The following is a 19,036-nucleotide window of genomic DNA, read 5'->3' as shown; positions in this document are numbered from 1 at the left end:
AGTCAGTTTCCTTTGATAGCGCTGCGCACTTGTAAAAGTGATTTGCGTGCTCCAGGAACGTTACCTTTAACTAGTAGCAAGTTGCGTTCAAGATCAACTCGTATAATTTCAAGGTTTTGAACTGTTACTGTTTTGCCACCCATACGACCTGGCATTTTTTTACCTTTGAATACACGTTGAGCGTCAACAGATCCGATTGAACCTGGTGCGCGGTGATGACGTGATCCGTGGGTCATAGGTCCGCGTGAATATCCGTGACGCTTGATAACACCCTGGAACCCTTTACCTTTTGATGTACCTGTGATGTCGACGATATCGCCTTCAGCAAAAGTATCAACTTTGACTTCTTGACCAACTTCGTAGCCACTAACGTCTAATTCGCGGAATTCGCGAATGAAGCGCTTAGGTGCAGTATCAGCTTTTGCAACGTGCCCTTTTTCAGGTTTGTTAGCAAGCTTTTCGCGTTTATCTTCAAATCCGATTTGGATTGATTCGTAGCCGTCTGTTTCCGTAGTCTTCTTTTGAAGAACAACGTTTTGTCCAGCCTCAATCACTGTTACCGGGATAAGATCTCCGTTTTCAGCAAAAATTTGCGTCATACCGAGTTTTCTTCCCAAGATTCCTTTGGTCATTTAGTCCACCTCCTGAATTAATGTGTGCTTTATTTAGTATCGATTAAAGTTTAATTTCAATGTCAACGCCTGATGGTAAATCGAGTTTCATTAAAGCATCGACAGTTTGTGGTGTCGGATTAACGATATCGATTAGACGTTTGTGAGTACGCATTTCGAACTGCTCGCGCGAATCTTTGTATTTATGCACCGCACGAAGAATCGTGTAGACAGTTCTTTCAGTCGGTAGTGGAATCGGACCCGATACACTAGCACCCGAACGTTTTGCTGTTTCTACGATCTTTTCAGCTGATTGATCAAGAATTCTATGATCATATGCTTTTAAACGAATACGAATCTTTTGTTTTGCCATTATTTTCCCTCCCTTGCGCCTATTTTGTTATAGACATTCTCCACGAAAATTTCCCACACACATGCCATGGCAAAGCGGCCTGGTGTGTCGGCAACCTCTCGCTTCATCGCAGTCAAAGACCAACATTCAATATTATACACATAAAAAAAGAATAACGCAAGTGCCTTGGCGAAATTCTTTTCTCAACTTTATTATTATAATTCTTTCTCTCACTCATTGCAAGTCCGAGAGTACTAACTCGGACTATTGACTACTTAATTAAAGAGCATGACTGTTACCCAACCAAACAACAACAACGGAATGTTGTAGTGAATGAATGTCGGTACACATGTATCCCATATATGATTATGTTGTCCATCGACATCAAGTCCCGCAGTTGGCCCAAGCGTAGAGTCAGATGCAGGCGAACCAGCATCACCGAGTGCCGCTGCTGTACCAACAAGTGCAATGATGGCTAACGGACTGAATCCAAACGCCATACTAAGCGGCACGAAAATCGATGCAATAATTGGGATTGTCGCAAATGATGAGCCAATACCCATTGTAACGATTAACCCGACAAGTAACATAGCGAATGCTGCCATCCCCTTATTATCCCCTAGAGCAGTGCTCGAGTATTCCACCAACTTAACAATATCTCCTGTCTCTTGAAGCACAGCAGCAAATCCATTTGCTGTAATCATGACAAATCCTACGAATGCCATCATACGCATTCCTTCATTGATTAAACCATCAGCATCTTTCCACTTAAGTGCTCCCGTAATATACAGAATCGCAATCCCAGTCACCGCACCTGCAATCATAGACTGTGTTGGTATCTGTACAGCAAGTGTGCCAATAAGTGCTAGTACTGTAAAGATGATATTACGTGTTTTAACAACCACCACTTCTTCAGTGATTTTTAACTGCTTGTCCTCATACTCTCTCGGCTTGCGATAAGAGAAGAAAATAGCAATTAGCAGTCCTACGAACAGACCAAGAACAGGAAGTGCCATCGCTTTCGGTATGTCCGCCATATCAATCGCCATACCTGCTGCCGCCATTTGCTTAGCAAGAATTTCATGGAAGATGAAACCGTATCCATATGGAAGCAAGATATATGGTGCTGTTAACCCGAATGTCAGAACAGATGCAATGAGACGACGATCTATTTTCAACATATTTAAGACATGTATAATCGGTGGCACCAATAAAGGAATAAATGCAATATGGATTGGAATAAGATTTTGCGAGAATATGGCCATCGCTAGAAGCATTAAGACAATCAATACTTTTCCTAGTGCTGTACGATCAGGCTCCCCCTCTTTCTTCACAATCCGCAACATAGCTTCAACAAGCAATTGAGGAATGCCAGTCTTCGATATAGCTACCGCGAATCCACCAAGTAATGCATAACTAAGGGCAATTGTTGCTCCTTCACCTAGACCACCAGTAAACGAGACAATCGTTTCATCAACTGATAAGCCTCCTGTAAATCCTCCCACAATCGCTCCTACAACTAGGGCTAATACAACGTTCACCCGTAATAAACTTAAAGCCAACATAACGACTATGGCGATAATAACTGCATTCATTTGTATTCCCCCTATGATTTGTTTCTTTATCCAGCTAAAGTGATGAAGCATAGTTATTAAGATAGCAGAGGATATTTCTTCTGTCAATGAATTTTTAGCGCAGCATCAGAGTCAGGATCTTCAATGAGTAATCCTTATGTTGTAGCTTGTCCATTTAACGAGATTTTATAGTTTCCTAGGCAACAAAAAAACCGCCACAAAGGGCGGTTTTAAGAAATAATTATTTAAGGATTGTTGCTACAACGCCAGCGCCTACAGTACGTCCACCTTCGCGGATAGAGAACTTCGTACCTTCTTCAAGAGCGATTGGAGCAATCAAATCGATTGTCATTTCAATGTTATCTCCAGGCATAACCATTTCTACGCCTTCAGGAAGTTCGATAACACCAGTTACGTCAGTTGTACGGAAGTAGAACTGTGGACGGTAGTTAGAGAAGAATGGAGTATGACGTCCACCCTCTTCTTTTGAAAGAACATAAACTTCAGATGTAAATTTCGTGTGTGGAACGATAGTTCCTGGTTTAGCAAGAACTTGCCCACGTTGGATGTCATCACGTGATACCCCACGAAGTAGTGCACCAATGTTGTCGCCAGCTTCTGCATAATCAAGAAGTTTACGGAACATTTCTACACCTGTTACAGTAGTAGCTTTTGGTTCTTCAACGATACCGATGATATCAACAACATCACCGATTTTAACTACTCCACGCTCAACGCGACCAGTAGCAACAGTTCCACGTCCTGTGATTGAGAATACGTCCTCAACAGGCATCATGAATGGTTTTTCAGTATCACGTGGTGGTGTTGGGATATACTCGTCAACAGCAGCCATAAGTTCCATAATTTTATCTTCATAGCCTTCGTCGCCTTCAAGCGCTTTAAGAGCAGAACCTTTAATGACAGGAATGTCATCGCCAGGGAAGTCATATTCAGAAAGAAGGTCGCGAATTTCCATTTCAACAAGCTCAAGAAGCTCTTCGTCATCAACCATGTCACATTTGTTCATGAAGACAACTAGATGTGGAACACCTACTTGACGTGAAAGCAAGATGTGCTCACGTGTTTGTGGCATAGGGCCGTCAGCTGCAGAAACAACTAGGATTCCGCCGTCCATTTGTGCTGCACCAGTGATCATGTTTTTAACGTAATCGGCGTGACCTGGGCAGTCAACGTGTGCGTAGTGACGAGTTGCAGTTTCATACTCAACGTGTGAAGTATTGATTGTAATACCGCGTTCTTTTTCTTCAGGTGCGTTATCAACGTCAGCATAAGATGCTGCTGTTCCACCTAGTCTTTTTGCTAGAACTGTTGCGATTGCTGCAGTTAGTGTAGTTTTACCATGGTCGACGTGACCGATTGTACCAACGTTAGCATGCTGCTTGGAGCGGTCGAATTTTTCTTTTCCCATTATGGAAATCCTCCTCGAAATATAAAAGTTTTTTTGTTTTTATATAGATATAGGTGCTAAAGGGGGCCCCCTCTAACATCCCATATCTATCTATTCATTAATTTAATGGATAGCAGGCTAAAATAAAAATTATTCGCCTTTGTTTTTCTTAACAATTTCTTCTGCAACTGATTTCGGCACTTCTTCATAGTGATCGAATGACATTGAGAAGTTTCCGCGTCCTTGTGTGTTAGAACGTAGAGATGTTGCATAACCAAACATATTAGCAAGTGGAACCATTGCACGAACTACTTGTGAATTACCACGAGCGTCCATACCTTCTACACGGCCACGGCGTGATGTAACATCGCCCATGATATCGCCCATGTATTCTTCAGGAATTTGAACTTCTACTTTCATCATTGGTTCAAGTAGAACTGGGTTAACTTTTGATACAGCATTTTTCAACGCCATAGATGCAGCGATTTTAAATGCCATTTCGTTTGAGTCGACATCATGATAAGAACCGTCGAATAGACGGGCTTTAATGTCGATCAAAGGATAACCAGCGATTACACCATTATTAAGTGAATCACGGATACCCGCTTCTACTGCAGGAATATATTCACGTGGAACTGATCCCCCGACAACGTTGTTAATGAATTCGAATCCTTTTCCTTCTTCGTTAGGAGAGAATTCAATCCAAACGTGACCAAACTGTCCACGTCCACCGGATTGACGCACGAACTTACCTTCAACTTCCGCCGAAGCGCGGAATGTTTCACGATAAGATACTTGCGGAGCTCCGACGTTAGCTTCAACGTTGAATTCACGGCGCATACGGTCTACAAGAACGTCAAGATGCAACTCACCCATACCAGCAATGATTACTTCTCCAGTTTCTTGGTCTGTATGTGCGCGGAATGTCGGGTCTTCCTCTTGAAGCTTAGCAAGAGCCATACCCATTTTATCTTGGTCGGCTTTTGTTTTCGGTTCAACAGAAAGTGAAATTACTGGTTCCGGGAAGTCCATTGACTCAAGAATGATCAGTGCACCAGCCTCACAAAGTGTGTCGCCAGTTCCTGTATCTTTAAGTCCAACTGCAGCAGCAATTTCTCCTGAATGTACTTCAGAAATTTCTTCACGAGAGTTCGCATGCATTTGTAGAATACGTCCTACGCGTTCACGCTTACCTTTTGAAGAGTTTTGTACGTATGATCCTGATTGAAGAACTCCAGAATACACACGGAAGAATGTCAGTTTACCTACATAAGGATCCGTCATAACTTTGAATGCAAGTGCTGAGAAAGGCTCGCTGTCGTCTGAGTGACGCTCGATTTCTTCATCAGTATCAGGATCTGTACCTTTCATAGGTGGGATGTCAAGTGGTGATGGAAGGTAGTCGATAACAGCATCAAGAACAAGTTGTACACCTTTGTTTTTGAAAGCAGTTCCGCATACAACCGGATAGAACTCAACAGCCAATGTCGCTTTACGAATCGCTTGTTTGATTTCTGCGTTTGTAATTTCATCTTCATCCAAGAATTTGTTCATAAGAGCTTCATCGAATTCAGCAACCGCTTCAATTAACTTTTCACGGTATTCTTCTGCTTGCTCACGATATTCTTCTGGGATTTCTCTTGTTTCAGCATTTAAACCTGTATCATCTTCATAGAAAACTGCTTTCATTTCAACTAAATCGATAATTGCTGCAAAAGTATCTTCTGCACCAATCGGCAATTGAATTGGATGAGCGTTTGCTCCAAGACGGTCTACAAGTGTACCTACTGAATAAAGGAAATCAGCACCAGTTTTGTCCATTTTGTTTACGAAAACTAGGCGTGGTACGCCGTAGTTAGTCGCTTGACGCCATACTGTTTCTGTTTGCGGTTCAACGCCCGATTGAGCATCAAGTACCGTTACAGCTCCATCAAGAACACGAAGTGAACGTTCAACTTCAACAGTGAAGTCTACGTGACCTGGAGTATCAATGATGTTTACGCGGTGGTCTTTCCACTCAGCAGTTGTAGCAGCTGAAGTGATTGTAATTCCGCGTTCTTGCTCCTGCTCCATCCAGTCCATTTGAGATGCACCTTCGTGCGTTTCCCCGATTTTGTGGATTTTACCAGTATAATAAAGGATCCGCTCAGTCGTTGTTGTTTTACCAGCATCGATGTGAGCCATGATACCAATGTTACGTGTATTCTCTAAGGAGAATTTTCTAGCCATGATATGATCTCCTTCCGTCTCGGATTAGAGTAGTAATGAATCGCTGAATCTTACCAGCGATAGTGAGCGAATGCTTTGTTAGCATCAGCCATTTTGTGCATTTCTTCACGGCGTTTCACAGAAGCACCAGTGTTGTTAGAAGCATCAAGGATTTCATTCGCAAGACGTTCTTCCATTGTTTTTTCTCCGCGTGTGCGTGAGTAGTTAACAAGGTAACGAAGTCCAAGAGTTGTACGGCGATCAGGACGTACTTCAACTGGTACTTGATAGTTTGCTCCACCTACACGGCGTGCTTTAACTTCAAGAACTGGCATTACATTAGTAAGTGCCGCTTCGAATACTTCAAGTGGATCTTTTCCAGAACGTTCTTTCACAAGCTCGAACGCACCATAGAGGATTTTTTGAGATGTACCTTTTTTACCGTCAACCATCATTTTATTAATAAGACGTGAAACGAGCTTCGAATTGTAAATCGGATCCGGAAGTACGTCACGTTTTGCAACAGGGCCTTTACGTGGCATGTTGTATTCCTCCTTTCAAGGTTTTTAAGCGATTTCGCTTAAATAACCATCAATCATGATTATTTTAATTAGCTTTTTTTAACTTTAGGTTTTTTAGCTCCGTACATAGAACGGCTTTGCATACGGCCAGTTACACCAGCTGTATCAAGTGCTCCACGAACGATGTGGTAACGAACACCTGGTAAGTCTTTTACGCGTCCTCCGCGAAGTAGAACAACACTGTGTTCTTGAAGGTTGTGGCCTTCACCAGGGATGTATGCATTGACTTCCAATTGGTTAGTCAAGCGTACACGTGCATATTTACGAAGAGCCGAGTTTGGCTTTTTCGGTGTCATTGTGCCAACACGCGTACAAACACCTCTTTTTTGTGGTGAGTTTACGTTTGTCATTGACTTTTTGAAGCTGTTATAGCTTTTTCCGAGTGCTGGTGATTTAGATCCCGTCACTTTTGATTTACGTGGTTTACGGACCAATTGATTAATTGTAGGCATCGGTTTTTCCTCCTTTCGAACTTCTTTTTGTAAGACCACACATCCAGGTGGTTCATTTTTGGGGTAAAAACAAAGTCTTTGTGCTTCAATGCACAAAAACTATTAATCAGTAATCGCAACCACAGCTGCACCGACTTGAATGCCACATGCATTTCCGAGTTTATCTCTCGAATCAACATACGTCACTTGAATGTCACGAAGTTTGGCTTCCTCCATTACTGGAGCAATAATCCGTTCTTCTGCATCCTGCGCAATAATAATCTCTATCACTATCCCTGCACGGATTGCTTTCACTGCCTGCTTTGTACCAATGATTGTCTTCTTTGCCTGCTCGACTTTTTCATAAGACATTTCCATATCCTCCAAAGTACAGACATCCAACTATCAACCTTTTGTATTTTATCACCTGTAAGGTAAACTGTCAACACATAAACGAAAAGTCGGGGGAGTTACTTTCGTATTCCCCCGTTTTCAGTTTAAGTTACAGAATCATAACTTACTTAGTTGTAGCTTTTTCTTTTTCTTGTTCCATTACAATATGACGGTAACGCTGCATTCCTGTTCCAGCTGGAACAAGTTTCCCGATAATAACGTTTTCTTTCAAGCCTAGTAACTCGTCCGTTTTCCCTTTAATAGCTGCATCTGTCAAGACACGAGTTGTCTCTTGGAATGATGCTGCTGATAAGAAGGATTCCGTTTCAAGTGAAGCTTTCGTAATACCGAGAATAACAGGACGACAAGTCGCTGGAATTTTATTGACTTTAAGTACTTCCGCATTCGCATCTGAGAATTGGTGAATGTCGAGTAGTGAACCTGGCAATAGATCCGTGTCCCCTGCTTCGATGATGCGCACTTTACGAAGCATTTGGCGAACCATTACTTCAATGTGCTTATCACCGATTTCAACACCCTGCATACGGTAAACTTTTTGAACTTCTTTCAAGAGATAGACTTGAACGGTAACGACGTCTTTAACAACAATCAGTTCTTTCGGATCGATAGAACCTTCTGTTATGACTTCACCTCGGTCAATCATATCACCGACATCAACTTTAAGACGGGCGTTGTATGGCGTCAGATATTTCCGCGTTTCTACTTCGCCTTCAATCGTAATTTCTTTCTGACCTTCACGTATTTCATCAATTTCAATGATTTGACCTTTGATTTCCGAAATAACTGCAACCCCTTTAGGATTACGCGATTCGAAAATTTCCTGGATACGTGGAAGACCTTGTGTTATGTCGGACCCTGCAACTCCACCTGTATGGAACGTACGCATTGTAAGCTGTGTACCCGGCTCACCGATAGATTGTGCAGCGATAATACCAACCGCTTCACCAACCTCGACTGTTTCACCTGTTGCCAAGTTAATGCCGTAACATAATTTACAAACGCCGTGTTTCGTATTACATGTGAACGCAGAACGAATTGTTATTTGTTCAAGTCCCGCATCCAAAATGGCACGAGCTGCATCAGCAGTAATCAAGCCATCTCGTTTAAGAATCAAAGCGCCTGTTTCAGGATGATAAATCGATTTCTTCGTGTGACGGCCTTCGATACGTTCATCTAGACCTTCGATTACTTCCGTTCCATCCATAAGTGCTCCGATATCCAATCCGCGATCTGTACCACAATCATCTTCACGGACAATTACGTCTTGTGCAACATCGACAAGTCGACGTGTCAAGTAACCTGAGTCGGCTGTCTTAAGAGCAGTATCCGCAAGTCCTTTACGAGCACCGTGTGTTGAGATGAAGTACTCAAGCACTGTCAGACCTTCACGGAATGACGATTTGATTGGTAGTTCAATGATTCGACCGGCCGGATTGGCCATCAGACCACGCATACCAGCAAGCTGCGTAAAGTTTGACGCGTTACCCCGGGCACCCGAGTCACTCATCATATAAATCGGGTTTGAGTGGTCAAGTGAGTCCATTAGTTTGTCTTGGATTACATCCTTAGCATGGCTCCAGTAAGAGATAACGCGATCATATCGCTCTTCCTCTGTAATGAGACCACGACGGAACTGTTGTAACACTTTATCCACTTTTGCTTGTGCTTCATGCAAGATATCATCTTTATTAGGTAGAACGACAATGTCGGATATACCAATTGTAATTCCTGCACGAGTAGAATATTTGAATCCAAGATTTTTCATGCGGTCAAGCATTCTTGACGTTTCTGTAATATGGAAACGTTTGAAGATCTCCGCAATGATATTTCCAAGGATTTTTTTCTTAAACGGTTCAATTAGTTCCTGTTCAGCAACATGCTCTTTTATATTGACAGTTCCAGATACAAAATACTTGTCTGGTGTTTCAATTTGCAAGTTGAAGTCTGACGGTTCGTTAATATACGGGAACGATTTCGGCAGAATCTCGTTGAAAATCACTTTTCCGACTGTCGTTATAAGAAGTTTTGCATTCTGTTCCTCAGTGAAAGTAGGATTATTCAAAGATCTTGCCTGAATAGCGATACGTGAATGAAGATGCACGAAACCGTTATGATAAGCAATTAGTGCTTCATCCGCATCACGGAATGAAGTACCTTCTCCTGACGCGCCTTTACGTTCCAGTGTAAGGTAATAGTTTCCTAAAACCATATCCTGAGAAGGCGTAACGACTGGTTTTCCGTCTTTCGGGTTCAAAATGTTTTGTGCTGCTAGCATAAGTAGACGCGCTTCCGCTTGTGCTTCTGCGGATAACGGAACGTGGACTGCCATTTGGTCACCATCAAAGTCAGCGTTATAAGCTGTACAAACCAGTGGGTGAAGCGTAATCGCACGTCCTTCTACAAGGATTGGTTCGAATGCTTGAATACCAAGTCGGTGAAGAGTCGGGGCACGGTTCAATAAGACCGGATGCTCCTTGATGACTTCTTCAAGAACGTCCCAAACTTCTGAATGGAGGCGTTCAATTTTACGTTTGGCACTCTTAATGTTGTGCGCAAGACCTCGTTCAACGAGTTCTTTCATAACAAACGGTTTAAACAGTTCAATCGCCATCTCTTTCGGCAGACCACACTGATACATTTTCAGGTTAGGTCCTACGACGATAACGGAACGACCAGAATAGTCAACACGTTTTCCTAGTAAGTTTTGACGGAAACGTCCTTGCTTACCTTTCAACATATGAGAAAGGGATTTCAATGGACGGTTACCAGGTCCTGTAACCGGACGGCCACGACGACCATTATCGATGAGCGCATCGACTGCTTCTTGCAGCATCCGCTTCTCATTCTGAACAATGATTCCTGGTGCTCCTAAATCTAATAGGCGTTTCAATCTGTTGTTCCGGTTGATGACCCTTCGGTACAGGTCGTTCAAGTCGGATGTTGCAAATCGTCCACCATCAAGTTGGACCATCGGGCGAAGCTCCGGCGGGATGACTGGTAACACTTCAAGAACCATCCATTCAGGCTTATTGCCCGAGTTACGGAAAGCTTCAACAACCTCTAGGCGCCTGATTGCACGCGTACGACGTTGCCCTTGAACTGTTTTCAATTCTTCTTTCAAGAACTCCATCTCTTTTTCAAGATCGATAGCTGCAAGAAGACGTTCAATTGCTTCAGCGCCCATGAGCGCTTGGAATTTAGAACCATACTTTTCGCGGTAGATACGGTATTCCCGTTCAGAAAGCAGTTGCTTTCTTTCAAGCGGAGTATCCGCAGGGTCAACGACTACATAAGACGCGAAATAGATAATTTCCTCCAGAGCACGTGGTGTCATATCAAGGATAAGACCCATTCGGCTTGGAATTCCTTTGAAGTACCAAATATGTGTAACTGGAGCTGCTAGTTCAATATGTCCCATACGTTCACGGCGGACTTTTTGACGCGTCACCTCTACTCCACAACGGTCACAAACGACGCCTTTATAACGAACGCGTTTATACTTTCCGCAATGACATTCCCAATCTTTTGTAGGTCCAAAAATACGTTCACAGAACAGACCATCTTTTTCGGGTTTCAATGTTCGGTAGTTAATTGTTTCCGGCTTTTTCACTTCACCATATGACCATGAACGGATCTTATCAGATGAAGCAAGCCCTATCTTCATATACTCAAAATTGTTTACATCTATCAAGGAGCCTACCTCCCTCTAGTCTTATCGCTGCAATTGGCTTTTCCGAGCAAGCGCACACTTTATATTCAAAAGATAAAGGGGAAAACGTTAATTTCCCCTTAGATTCATTTATATCATTCACTAGGCTAATCAAACAGGCTGATTTTCTTTTATAAGATTCAAAGCATCTGTTGGTTGCATATCATCGTCTTCATCAAGATCGCGTAACTCGATTTCTTCAAAATCAATCGATAGCATCTTAACATCCAAACCAAGACTTTGAAGTTCTTTTATAAGAACTTTAAAGGATTCTGGAACACCTGGTTGTGGAACACTTTCACCTTTAACAATCGCTTCGTACGTCTTCACGCGTCCTACGACGTCATCCGACTTCACAGTCAGAATCTCTTGAAGCGTATAAGCTGCCCCATAGGCTTCGAGTGCCCACACTTCCATCTCACCGAAACGTTGCCCACCGAACTGAGCTTTACCGCCCAGTGGTTGCTGTGTGACGAGAGAGTATGGTCCTGTTGAACGGGCGTGAAGTTTATCGTCGACCATGTGGGCCAGTTTGATAATATACATGACACCGACTGATACACGGTTATCGAAAGCTTCTCCTGAACGACCGTCATACAGAATAGTTTTTCCGTCACGATCCATCCCGGCTTCTTCCATCGTTTCCCAAACATCCTGTTCGTTCGCCCCATCAAATACAGGAGACGCCATATGGATGCCGAGAGTACGAGATGCCATGCCAAGATGCATTTCAAGAACCTGTCCGATGTTCATACGTGATGGAACACCAAGCGGGTTAAGCATGAGGTCAATTGGTGTGCCGTCCGGTAAATAAGGCATATCCGCTTCAGGTAAGATGCGGGAAATAACCCCTTTGTTTCCGTGACGTCCAGCCATTTTGTCCCCAACGGAAATTTTCCGTTTTTGAACGATGTATGCGCGGACCAATTGGTTAACGCCCGGTGGCAATTCATCGCCATCTTCACGATTAAATACTTTCACATCTAGAACGATCCCACCCGCGCCATGCGGTACTTTGAGGGATGTATCACGGACTTCACGTGCTTTTTCACCAAAAATAGCATGTAAAAGTCTTTCTTCAGCAGTCAGTTCAGTTACGCCTTTCGGAGTCACTTTCCCAACAAGAATATCACCATCACGAACTTCGGCTCCGATACGAATAATTCCACGGTCGTCCAAGTTACGAAGCGAATCTTCACCAACGTTCGGAATGTCGCGCGTAATTTCTTCAGGACCAAGTTTCGTATCTCTCGCTTCAGATTCGTATTCTTCGATATGGACCGAAGTATAGACATCATCTTTCACAAGACGTTCGCTCATGATTATTGCATCTTCATAGTTGTAGCCGTCCCATGTCATAAATGCCATCAGAACGTTACGACCAAGCGCTAGCTCTCCTTGCTCCATTGAAGGACCATCTGCAAGAATATCAAGAGGTTTAACGCGATCCCCTACACTACAAATTGGACGTTGGTTATAACATGTCCCTTGGTTCGAACGGATAAAGTTTTCAAGACGGTATATTGTAAGATCGCCTTTTACTTCTTTTCCATCAACTGTTTCAATACGACGAACACGAATTTCTCTAGCCTCGACATGTTCGACAATTCCATCAAACTTCGCAAGTACAGCTGCACCTGAATCGCGTGCTGATATGTGTTCCATACCAGTTCCTACGAAAGGTGATTCCGGATTGAGAAGAGGGACTGCTTGACGTTGCATGTTCGCTCCCATAAGGGCACGGTTCGAGTCATCATTCTCAAGGAATGGAATACATGCTGTTGCCGCAGAAACTACTTGTTTAGGCGAAACGTCCATGTAGTCAATTTGTTCGCGTTTAAAGACAGTGTTATCCCCTTGGAAACGACCGACGACTCCTTCACTAACAAAAGAACCATCTTCAGCAAGTATTGCGTTTGCTTGTGCTACGACGTAATTATCTTCTACATCCGCAGTCAAGTAATCGATTCTAGAAGTGACCCGACCAGAGATAGGATCAACTTTTCGATATGGCGTTTCAATAAATCCGAACTTATTCACTTTCGCAAACGTAGAGAGTGAGTTAATCAGTCCGATATTCGGTCCCTCTGGTGTTTCAATTGGACACATACGTCCGTAATGGGAGTAATGCACGTCACGTACTTCCATTCCTGCACGTTCCCTTGTCAAACCACCAGGTCCAAGTGCAGACAGCCTGCGTTTATGTGTTAATTCGGCAAGCGGATTCGTCTGATCCATGAACTGAGAAAGTTGAGAACTACCAAAGAACTCTTTAATAGATGCGATAACGGGGCGAATATTAATCAGCTGTTGCGGTACGATTGACTGCGTATCATTAATGGACATACGTTCTTTTACGACACGTTCCATACGAGAAAGCCCGATACGGAACTGGTTTTGAAGAAGTTCACCCACTGAACGTAGACGACGGTTACCGAGATGATCGATATCATCCGTGTTACCCACACCATGAAGAAGGTTGAAGAAATAACTAATTGAAGCAACGATATCTGCCGGCGTTACATGCTTGATAGAATCATCGACATACGCGTTCGATATTACGTTGATTACTTGTTTTTCTTCACTTTTCGGAGAATAAATTTTGATGGACTGGATTGTTATTTTTTCGTCAAGAACTCCACTTGCATGAGTGATCTCTTCGAAACCGATTCCTTTTTCCAAATGCGGAAGAAGACGGTCCAATGCACGGCGATCGATGAGTTGGTCTTTTTCAAGCAGAATTTCACCAGTTTCAGGGTCGACAAGTGTTTCAGCGACAACCTGGTTGAACAAGCGATTTTGTGCATGAAGCTTCTTATTCATCTTATAGCGACCTACATTCGCTAAATCATACCGTTTTGCATCAAAAAATCGTGAGAACAAAAGGTTCTTCGCGCTATCTAGTGTTGGTGGCTCACCTGGACGAAGACGTTCGTATATCTCAAGCAATGCTTTTTCAGAGCTTTCAGTGTTGTCCTTTTCAAGTGTGTTGCGCAAATACTCATTATCACCGATTAAATCAATGATTTCCTGGTCGGATGAGAATCCGAGTGCACGAAGGAGTACTGTAACTGGCAACTTACGTGTCCGATCAATGCGGACGTGAACAACATCTTTTGCATCTGTTTCATACTCAAGCCAAGCACCGCGATTCGGAATAACAGTTGCACCGAAACCACGTTTACCGTTTTTGTCCGTTTTATCACTGTAATAAACACTTGGAGACCGGACGAGCTGGGAGACAATTACCCTCTCCGCACCATTAATAACAAATGTACCATTTTCTGTCATGAGCGGGAAATCACCCATAAAGACATCTTGCTCTTTTACTTCTTCCGTCTCTTTATTGTGGAGACGAACTTTTACACGTAGCGGCGCTGCAAACGTTACATCACGCTCTTTCGATTCCTCTACAGGGTATTTAGGATCCCCAAGAGTATAATCGATGAACTCCAACGATAGATTTCCCGTAAAGTCTTGAATCGGAGAAATATCGCGGAACATATCCAGCAGTCCTTCTTCTAAGAACCACTCATAAGATGCCGTCTGGATTTCAATCAGATTCGGCAGATCGAGCACTTCGCTGATCCGTGCGAAACTTCTCCGCTGACGGTGTTGACCATACTGAACTAAATGACCTGTCAACTCTTTCACCCCTTATAAAACAATATTAGTTCTTTGCGAAACCACAAAAATAGTGTATGATATCGAAAAAACAAAAAGAAAACGAGTTCTGGCAAGAGCTCATTTTCGGTTTTACCATCTTTTATACATTGTCAGTATGCCTTTCATTTCCATTATTCATGCAAAAGGGCATACGACCGCACTATAATAATTTATGCATTTTATAACATTACCATATCAATACTATCGAGTCAATTTTTTTCGACTCTTAAAATATAATAACCCTTCTTCTTAACGACTGTCTCAACATTGCCGAAAAGCCCTGTTAAACAATCTATCGTCGAAGGTGCACCCTGTTTCTTTTGAATGACGATCCACAACTCACCGCCAACTTTAAGTTTCGAAAAAGCGCCTTCGTAAAATTTGAATACCGTCTCTTTTCCTGCACGGATAGGCGGATTCGTCAAAATTGCAGCAAACCCCTCTGCCGTGACATCGGATAATGCATCACTTGGATAAATCTCTGCATTTGAAATGCCGTTTTGTTTTGCATTATGCGCAGCAAGAGCGAGTGCACGTTCATTCACGTCGACCATGTGAACGCTCCGTTCCGGAAAAGATGCGGCAATCGATAAACCAATTGGACCATACCCACAACCAATATCGAGAATTAAACCTTCCGTTTCCGGCAAGACAAAAGCCTCAGCTAAAAGTTGCGAACCGAAATCCACTTCACCTTTACTAAACACGCCAGCATCCGTTTTAAATCGAAATGTTTTTCCGCGTAACTCTGCAGACCATTCTTTTGGATCACTCTTCACTTTCGGATTTTCCGAGTAGTAATGTTCAGACATACCAGTCTTCCCCCTCGTATAGAGACTTGAAACGCAAAAAAATAAGATAGCTTACGTACACTATCGGTTCGATGACCTGCTTGTCACAAGTTCAGATAAAAAAACGAAGAAAAGCTTGCCCAAATCCGACAAGCTTTTCTTCATTATTCAAAAATTACTTAACTTCGACGCTTGCGCCTACAGCTTCAAGCTTCGCTTTGATTTCTTCAGCTTCATCTTTAGTTACGCCTTCTTTGATTGCTTTTGGAGCTTCATCAACAACTGCTTTCGCTTCTTTCAAGCCAAGGCCTGTAATTTCGCGAACTGCTTTGATAACTTTGATTTTTTCTTGTCCAGCAGCAGTAAGAATTACTTCGAATTCAGTTTGCTCTTCTTCAGCAGCAGCACCAGCACCAGCCATTGCAACAGGTGCAGCAGCAGTTACGCCAAACTCTTCTTCGATTGCTTTTACAAGGTCGTTTAGTTCAAGTACTGTCATTTCTTTGATCGCTTCAAGGATGTTTTCTTTAGTCATTATAATTTCCTCCTAATATTCTTTTTTTGTCGGGCTTAACCCGCAAGTGGTATTTCAGGCTGCTTTATTAAGCGCCTTGTTCTTCTTTTTGCTCTGCAACTGCTTTTGTTGCAAGCGCAAAGTTGCGCATTGGAGCTTGAAGTACGCTGAGAAGCATAGATAGTAGACCTTCGCGTGACGGAAGTTCCGCCAATGCTTTAATGTCTGCTTCTGATGCAAGTAGACCTTCGATTACGCCAGCTTTAATTTCAAGCTTATCGTTTTTCTTTGCAAAATCGTTAAGGATTTTTGCAGGAGCAACAACGTCTTCGTTTGAAAATGCAATCGCATTAGGGCCTGTTAGATGTTCGTTCAACCCTTCAAGTCCTGCAGCTTCAGCAGCACGGCGTGACATCGAGTTTTTATAAACTTTGAAGTCGATACCTGCTTCACGAAGTTGTTTACGAAGTTCCGTAACTTGACCTACAGTCAGACCACGGTAGTCGACAACAACAACAGATGCTGCTGATTTCAACTTATCAGTAATTTCACCAACTACTGCTTGTTTAGCTTCTAATACTGTGCTCATTTGGACACCTCCTAAAAAGTTTGGGTCACTTATACCGGTATGAAAAGCCCTCAATCTACCTAAGTAGACTGAGGGCTGAAAAGTCGTCATCTTTTAAAAGAAAAAGAGCGTCTTGTCCTCGGCAGGAATATTTAAGCGGCATGCGCTCCTGCTGTCTACGGTACAAATGGTTATATTCACAACAAAAATCATCTTATCAAAAGATTATCTGTTTGTCAATATTATTTATTTACTGCTACGCTTGAAGGATCAACTTTTACAGAAGGACCCATTGTCGTCGTAATGTTAACCGACTTCATGTATGTTCCTTTTGCAGTAGCTGGTTTCGCTTTAAGAACAGTTTCAAAAACAGTTGCGAAGTTTTCCGCAAGTTTAGCATCGTCGAATGAAACTTTTCCGATTGGAGCGTGGATGATTCCAGCTTTGTCCGCACGGTATTCAACTTTACCTGCTTTGATTTCTGCTACAGCTTTCGCTACGTCAAATGTTACTGTACCTGTTTTCGGGTTAGGCATAAGTCCTTTTGGTCCAAGAACACGACCAATTTTCCCTACTTCACCCATCATGTCAGGAGTTGCAACGATAACGTCAAAGTCAAACCAACCTGATTGAATTTTAGCGATATATTCAGCATCGCCTGCATAGTCTGCACCAGCAGCTTCAGCTTCTTTAAGTTTTTCGCCTTTAGCAAAAACGAGAACGCGTTGAGTTTTACCAGTACCGTTTGGAAGTACTACTGCCCCACGGATTTGTTGGTCATTTTTACGAGTGTCGATTCCAAGACGGAATGCAACTTCGACAGTTGCGTCGAAATTAACTGTGCTTGTTTTTTTCGCAAGTTCGATCGCTTCAGTAGCGCCGTATGCTTTCATGTGTTCAACTAGCTTTGCAGCTTCTGTGAACTTTTTACCTTTTTTAGCCATTTAATATTTCCTCCTCGATTGTGGTTTTAACGGGTTAAACCTCCCACGAATAAGGGTTGCGCGCTCCGGAGAACAAGCGCAACCCCCACTACAAACAACTATTGATTTATAAAATCAAGATCAGTCTTCGATCGTGATTCCCATACTGCGAGCAGTACCTTCAACCATTGCCATCGCTGCTTCAACTGACGCCGCGTTTAAATCTTCCATCTTTTGTTCTGCTATTTCGCGAACTTTATCACGTTTCACAGTAGCAACTTTCTTTTTATTCGGTTCACCTGAACCTTTTGTAAGATTAGCTGCAACCTTCAGCAAAACTGCTGCCGGTGGAGTTTTTGTAATAAAAGTAAATGAACGGTCTTCGAATACAGAGATTTCAACAGGAATAATAAGACCTGCTTGATCTGCAGTACGCGCATTGAATTCTTTACAGAATCCCATGATGTTCACACCTGCTTGTCCTAACGCCGGTCCAACTGGCGGAGCCGGATTCGCTTTCCCTGCAGGAATTTGCAATTTAACAACCTTAATGACTTTTTTAGCCACGAGACACACCTCCTTAAGTCCGTGATGTGGTAATAGGGTTGCCCCTCCCACTCATATGTGCCTGCCGACTTACGTCGGTAGAATTTGATAGTTCGTCCAGACCATTTGTTTACAGTCTGACCTTTGAAATGATACCACTATTTCACGATATATGCAAGTGGTAAACGTTTATATTTTTTGTACTTGTTCGAAGTCGAGTTCCATATTTGTCTCTCGGCCGAACATATCGACAGATACTTTCACTTTACCTTTATCTTCATCAATTTCTTCCACTTTACCTTGGAAGTTCGCAAATGGTCCTTCAAGTACTTCAACCATTTCGCCAAGCGCGAAGTCAATTTCAACTTTACGCTCTTTAACACCCATTTGTTTGAGGATGAATTCGACTTCTTCAGGAAGTAGCGGTGTCGGTTTTGCGCCGCCGCCTGACGAACCGATGAAACCCGTCACGCCCGGTGTGTTACGTACAACATACCAGGAATCGTCCGTCATAATAATTTCCACAAGAACATAACCTGGGAACGTCTTTTTCAGGACCGTGCGTTTTTTACCATCTTTGAAATCCGTTTCTTCTTCTTCCGGGATGACAACTCGGAATATCTTGTCAGACATACCCATCGTTTCAACACGTTTTTCCAGATTGGCTTTCACCTTATTCTCATAACCGGAGTACGTATGAACGACGTACCATTTTTTTTCCATATCCATAGTGACGAGGA

At 42.8% G+C, this 19,036-nt stretch carries 16 protein-coding genes and 1 other annotated feature; all 16 genes read right to left on the bottom strand.

All coding sequences use genetic code 11. From position 1 onward, the window contains the following. Window positions 1-2 precede the first annotated feature (2 nt). The 16 genes from rplC to nusG all read right to left on the bottom strand — a co-directional run bounded on the left by rplC (window position 3) and on the right by nusG (window position 19,019). Window positions 3-632, bottom strand: a complete 630-nt coding sequence (gene rplC, locus AZE41_RS01440) for a 50S ribosomal protein L3 (protein WP_067204747.1) — start codon at window positions 630-632, stop codon at window positions 3-5. A gap of 43 nt (window positions 633-675) precedes the next feature. Beyond that, window positions 676-984 (bottom strand): 30S ribosomal protein S10, encoded by a 309-nt coding sequence (rpsJ, locus tag AZE41_RS01435; protein ID WP_067204744.1) that lies wholly within the window; start codon window positions 982-984, stop codon window positions 676-678. Window positions 985-1,238: 254 nt separating this feature from the next. Continuing rightward, on the bottom strand, window positions 1,239-2,558 hold the full coding sequence (locus tag AZE41_RS01430) for a Na+/H+ antiporter family protein (protein WP_067204741.1): 1,320 nt from the start codon (window positions 2,556-2,558) through the stop codon (window positions 1,239-1,241). Between the two features lie 220 nt (window positions 2,559-2,778). Then, a complete protein-coding gene (gene tuf / locus AZE41_RS01425; protein WP_067204738.1) occupies window positions 2,779-3,966 on the bottom strand; it encodes an elongation factor Tu in 1,188 nt (395 codons plus the stop codon). A gap of 129 nt (window positions 3,967-4,095) precedes the next feature. After that, window positions 4,096-6,174: an elongation factor G gene (gene fusA / locus AZE41_RS01420; protein ID WP_067204735.1), complete on the bottom strand. Its 2,079-nt coding sequence runs from the start codon at window positions 6,172-6,174 to the stop codon at window positions 4,096-4,098. A gap of 50 nt (window positions 6,175-6,224) precedes the next feature. Continuing rightward, on the bottom strand, window positions 6,225-6,695 hold the full coding sequence (gene rpsG / locus AZE41_RS01415; protein WP_067204733.1) for a 30S ribosomal protein S7: 471 nt from the start codon (window positions 6,693-6,695) through the stop codon (window positions 6,225-6,227). A 68-nt stretch (window positions 6,696-6,763) separates the two neighbouring features. After that, a complete protein-coding gene (gene rpsL / locus AZE41_RS01410) occupies window positions 6,764-7,186 on the bottom strand; it encodes a 30S ribosomal protein S12 (protein WP_067204730.1) in 423 nt (140 codons plus the stop codon). A gap of 102 nt (window positions 7,187-7,288) precedes the next feature. Beyond that, complete coding sequence (locus AZE41_RS01405) at window positions 7,289-7,537, bottom strand: ribosomal L7Ae/L30e/S12e/Gadd45 family protein (RefSeq protein ID WP_067204727.1); 249 nt, start codon at window positions 7,535-7,537, stop codon at window positions 7,289-7,291. Window positions 7,538-7,682: 145 nt separating this feature from the next. Then, the gene (gene rpoC / locus AZE41_RS01400; protein WP_067204724.1) at window positions 7,683-11,270 is read right to left on the bottom strand and encodes a DNA-directed RNA polymerase subunit beta'; all 3,588 of its coding nucleotides are present in this window, start codon (window positions 11,268-11,270) and stop codon (window positions 7,683-7,685) included. 129 nt (window positions 11,271-11,399) lie between these two features. Next, window positions 11,400-14,933 carry a DNA-directed RNA polymerase subunit beta gene (rpoB, locus tag AZE41_RS01395; protein ID WP_067204721.1) on the bottom strand — a complete coding sequence of 1,178 codons (3,534 nt, stop codon included), beginning with the start codon at window positions 14,931-14,933 and terminating at the stop codon, window positions 11,400-11,402. Window positions 14,934-15,163: 230 nt separating this feature from the next. Further along, on the bottom strand, window positions 15,164-15,766 hold the full coding sequence (locus AZE41_RS01390; RefSeq protein ID WP_067204719.1) for a class I SAM-dependent methyltransferase: 603 nt from the start codon (window positions 15,764-15,766) through the stop codon (window positions 15,164-15,166). A gap of 154 nt (window positions 15,767-15,920) precedes the next feature. Beyond that, complete coding sequence (gene rplL / locus AZE41_RS01385) at window positions 15,921-16,280, bottom strand: 50S ribosomal protein L7/L12 (protein WP_067204716.1); 360 nt, start codon at window positions 16,278-16,280, stop codon at window positions 15,921-15,923. 67 nt (window positions 16,281-16,347) lie between these two features. Then, window positions 16,348-16,848: a 50S ribosomal protein L10 gene (gene rplJ / locus AZE41_RS01380; RefSeq protein ID WP_067204715.1), complete on the bottom strand. Its 501-nt coding sequence runs from the start codon at window positions 16,846-16,848 to the stop codon at window positions 16,348-16,350. A 31-nt stretch (window positions 16,849-16,879) separates the two neighbouring features. Next, window positions 16,880-17,027: a sequence feature (ribosomal protein L10 leader region), on the bottom strand. A gap of 42 nt (window positions 17,028-17,069) precedes the next feature. Further along, on the bottom strand, window positions 17,070-17,771 hold the full coding sequence (gene rplA / locus AZE41_RS01375; RefSeq protein ID WP_067204712.1) for a 50S ribosomal protein L1: 702 nt from the start codon (window positions 17,769-17,771) through the stop codon (window positions 17,070-17,072). 120 nt (window positions 17,772-17,891) lie between these two features. Next, window positions 17,892-18,317, bottom strand: a complete 426-nt coding sequence (gene rplK / locus AZE41_RS01370; protein WP_067204710.1) for a 50S ribosomal protein L11 — start codon at window positions 18,315-18,317, stop codon at window positions 17,892-17,894. 168 nt (window positions 18,318-18,485) lie between these two features. Further along, window positions 18,486-19,019, bottom strand: coding sequence for a transcription termination/antitermination protein NusG (nusG, locus tag AZE41_RS01365; protein ID WP_067213799.1), 534 nt, complete (start codon window positions 19,017-19,019; stop codon window positions 18,486-18,488). Between the last annotated feature and the right edge of the window lie 17 nt (window positions 19,020-19,036).

Origin of the sequence: Sporosarcina psychrophila, assembly GCF_001590685.1 — a bacterium.
GTDB classification, from domain to species: Bacteria; Bacillota; Bacilli; order Bacillales_A; family Planococcaceae; genus Sporosarcina; species Sporosarcina psychrophila.
Note: the sequence above shows the minus strand (reverse complement) of the source record. Positions and strands in the feature narration are given on the sequence as shown.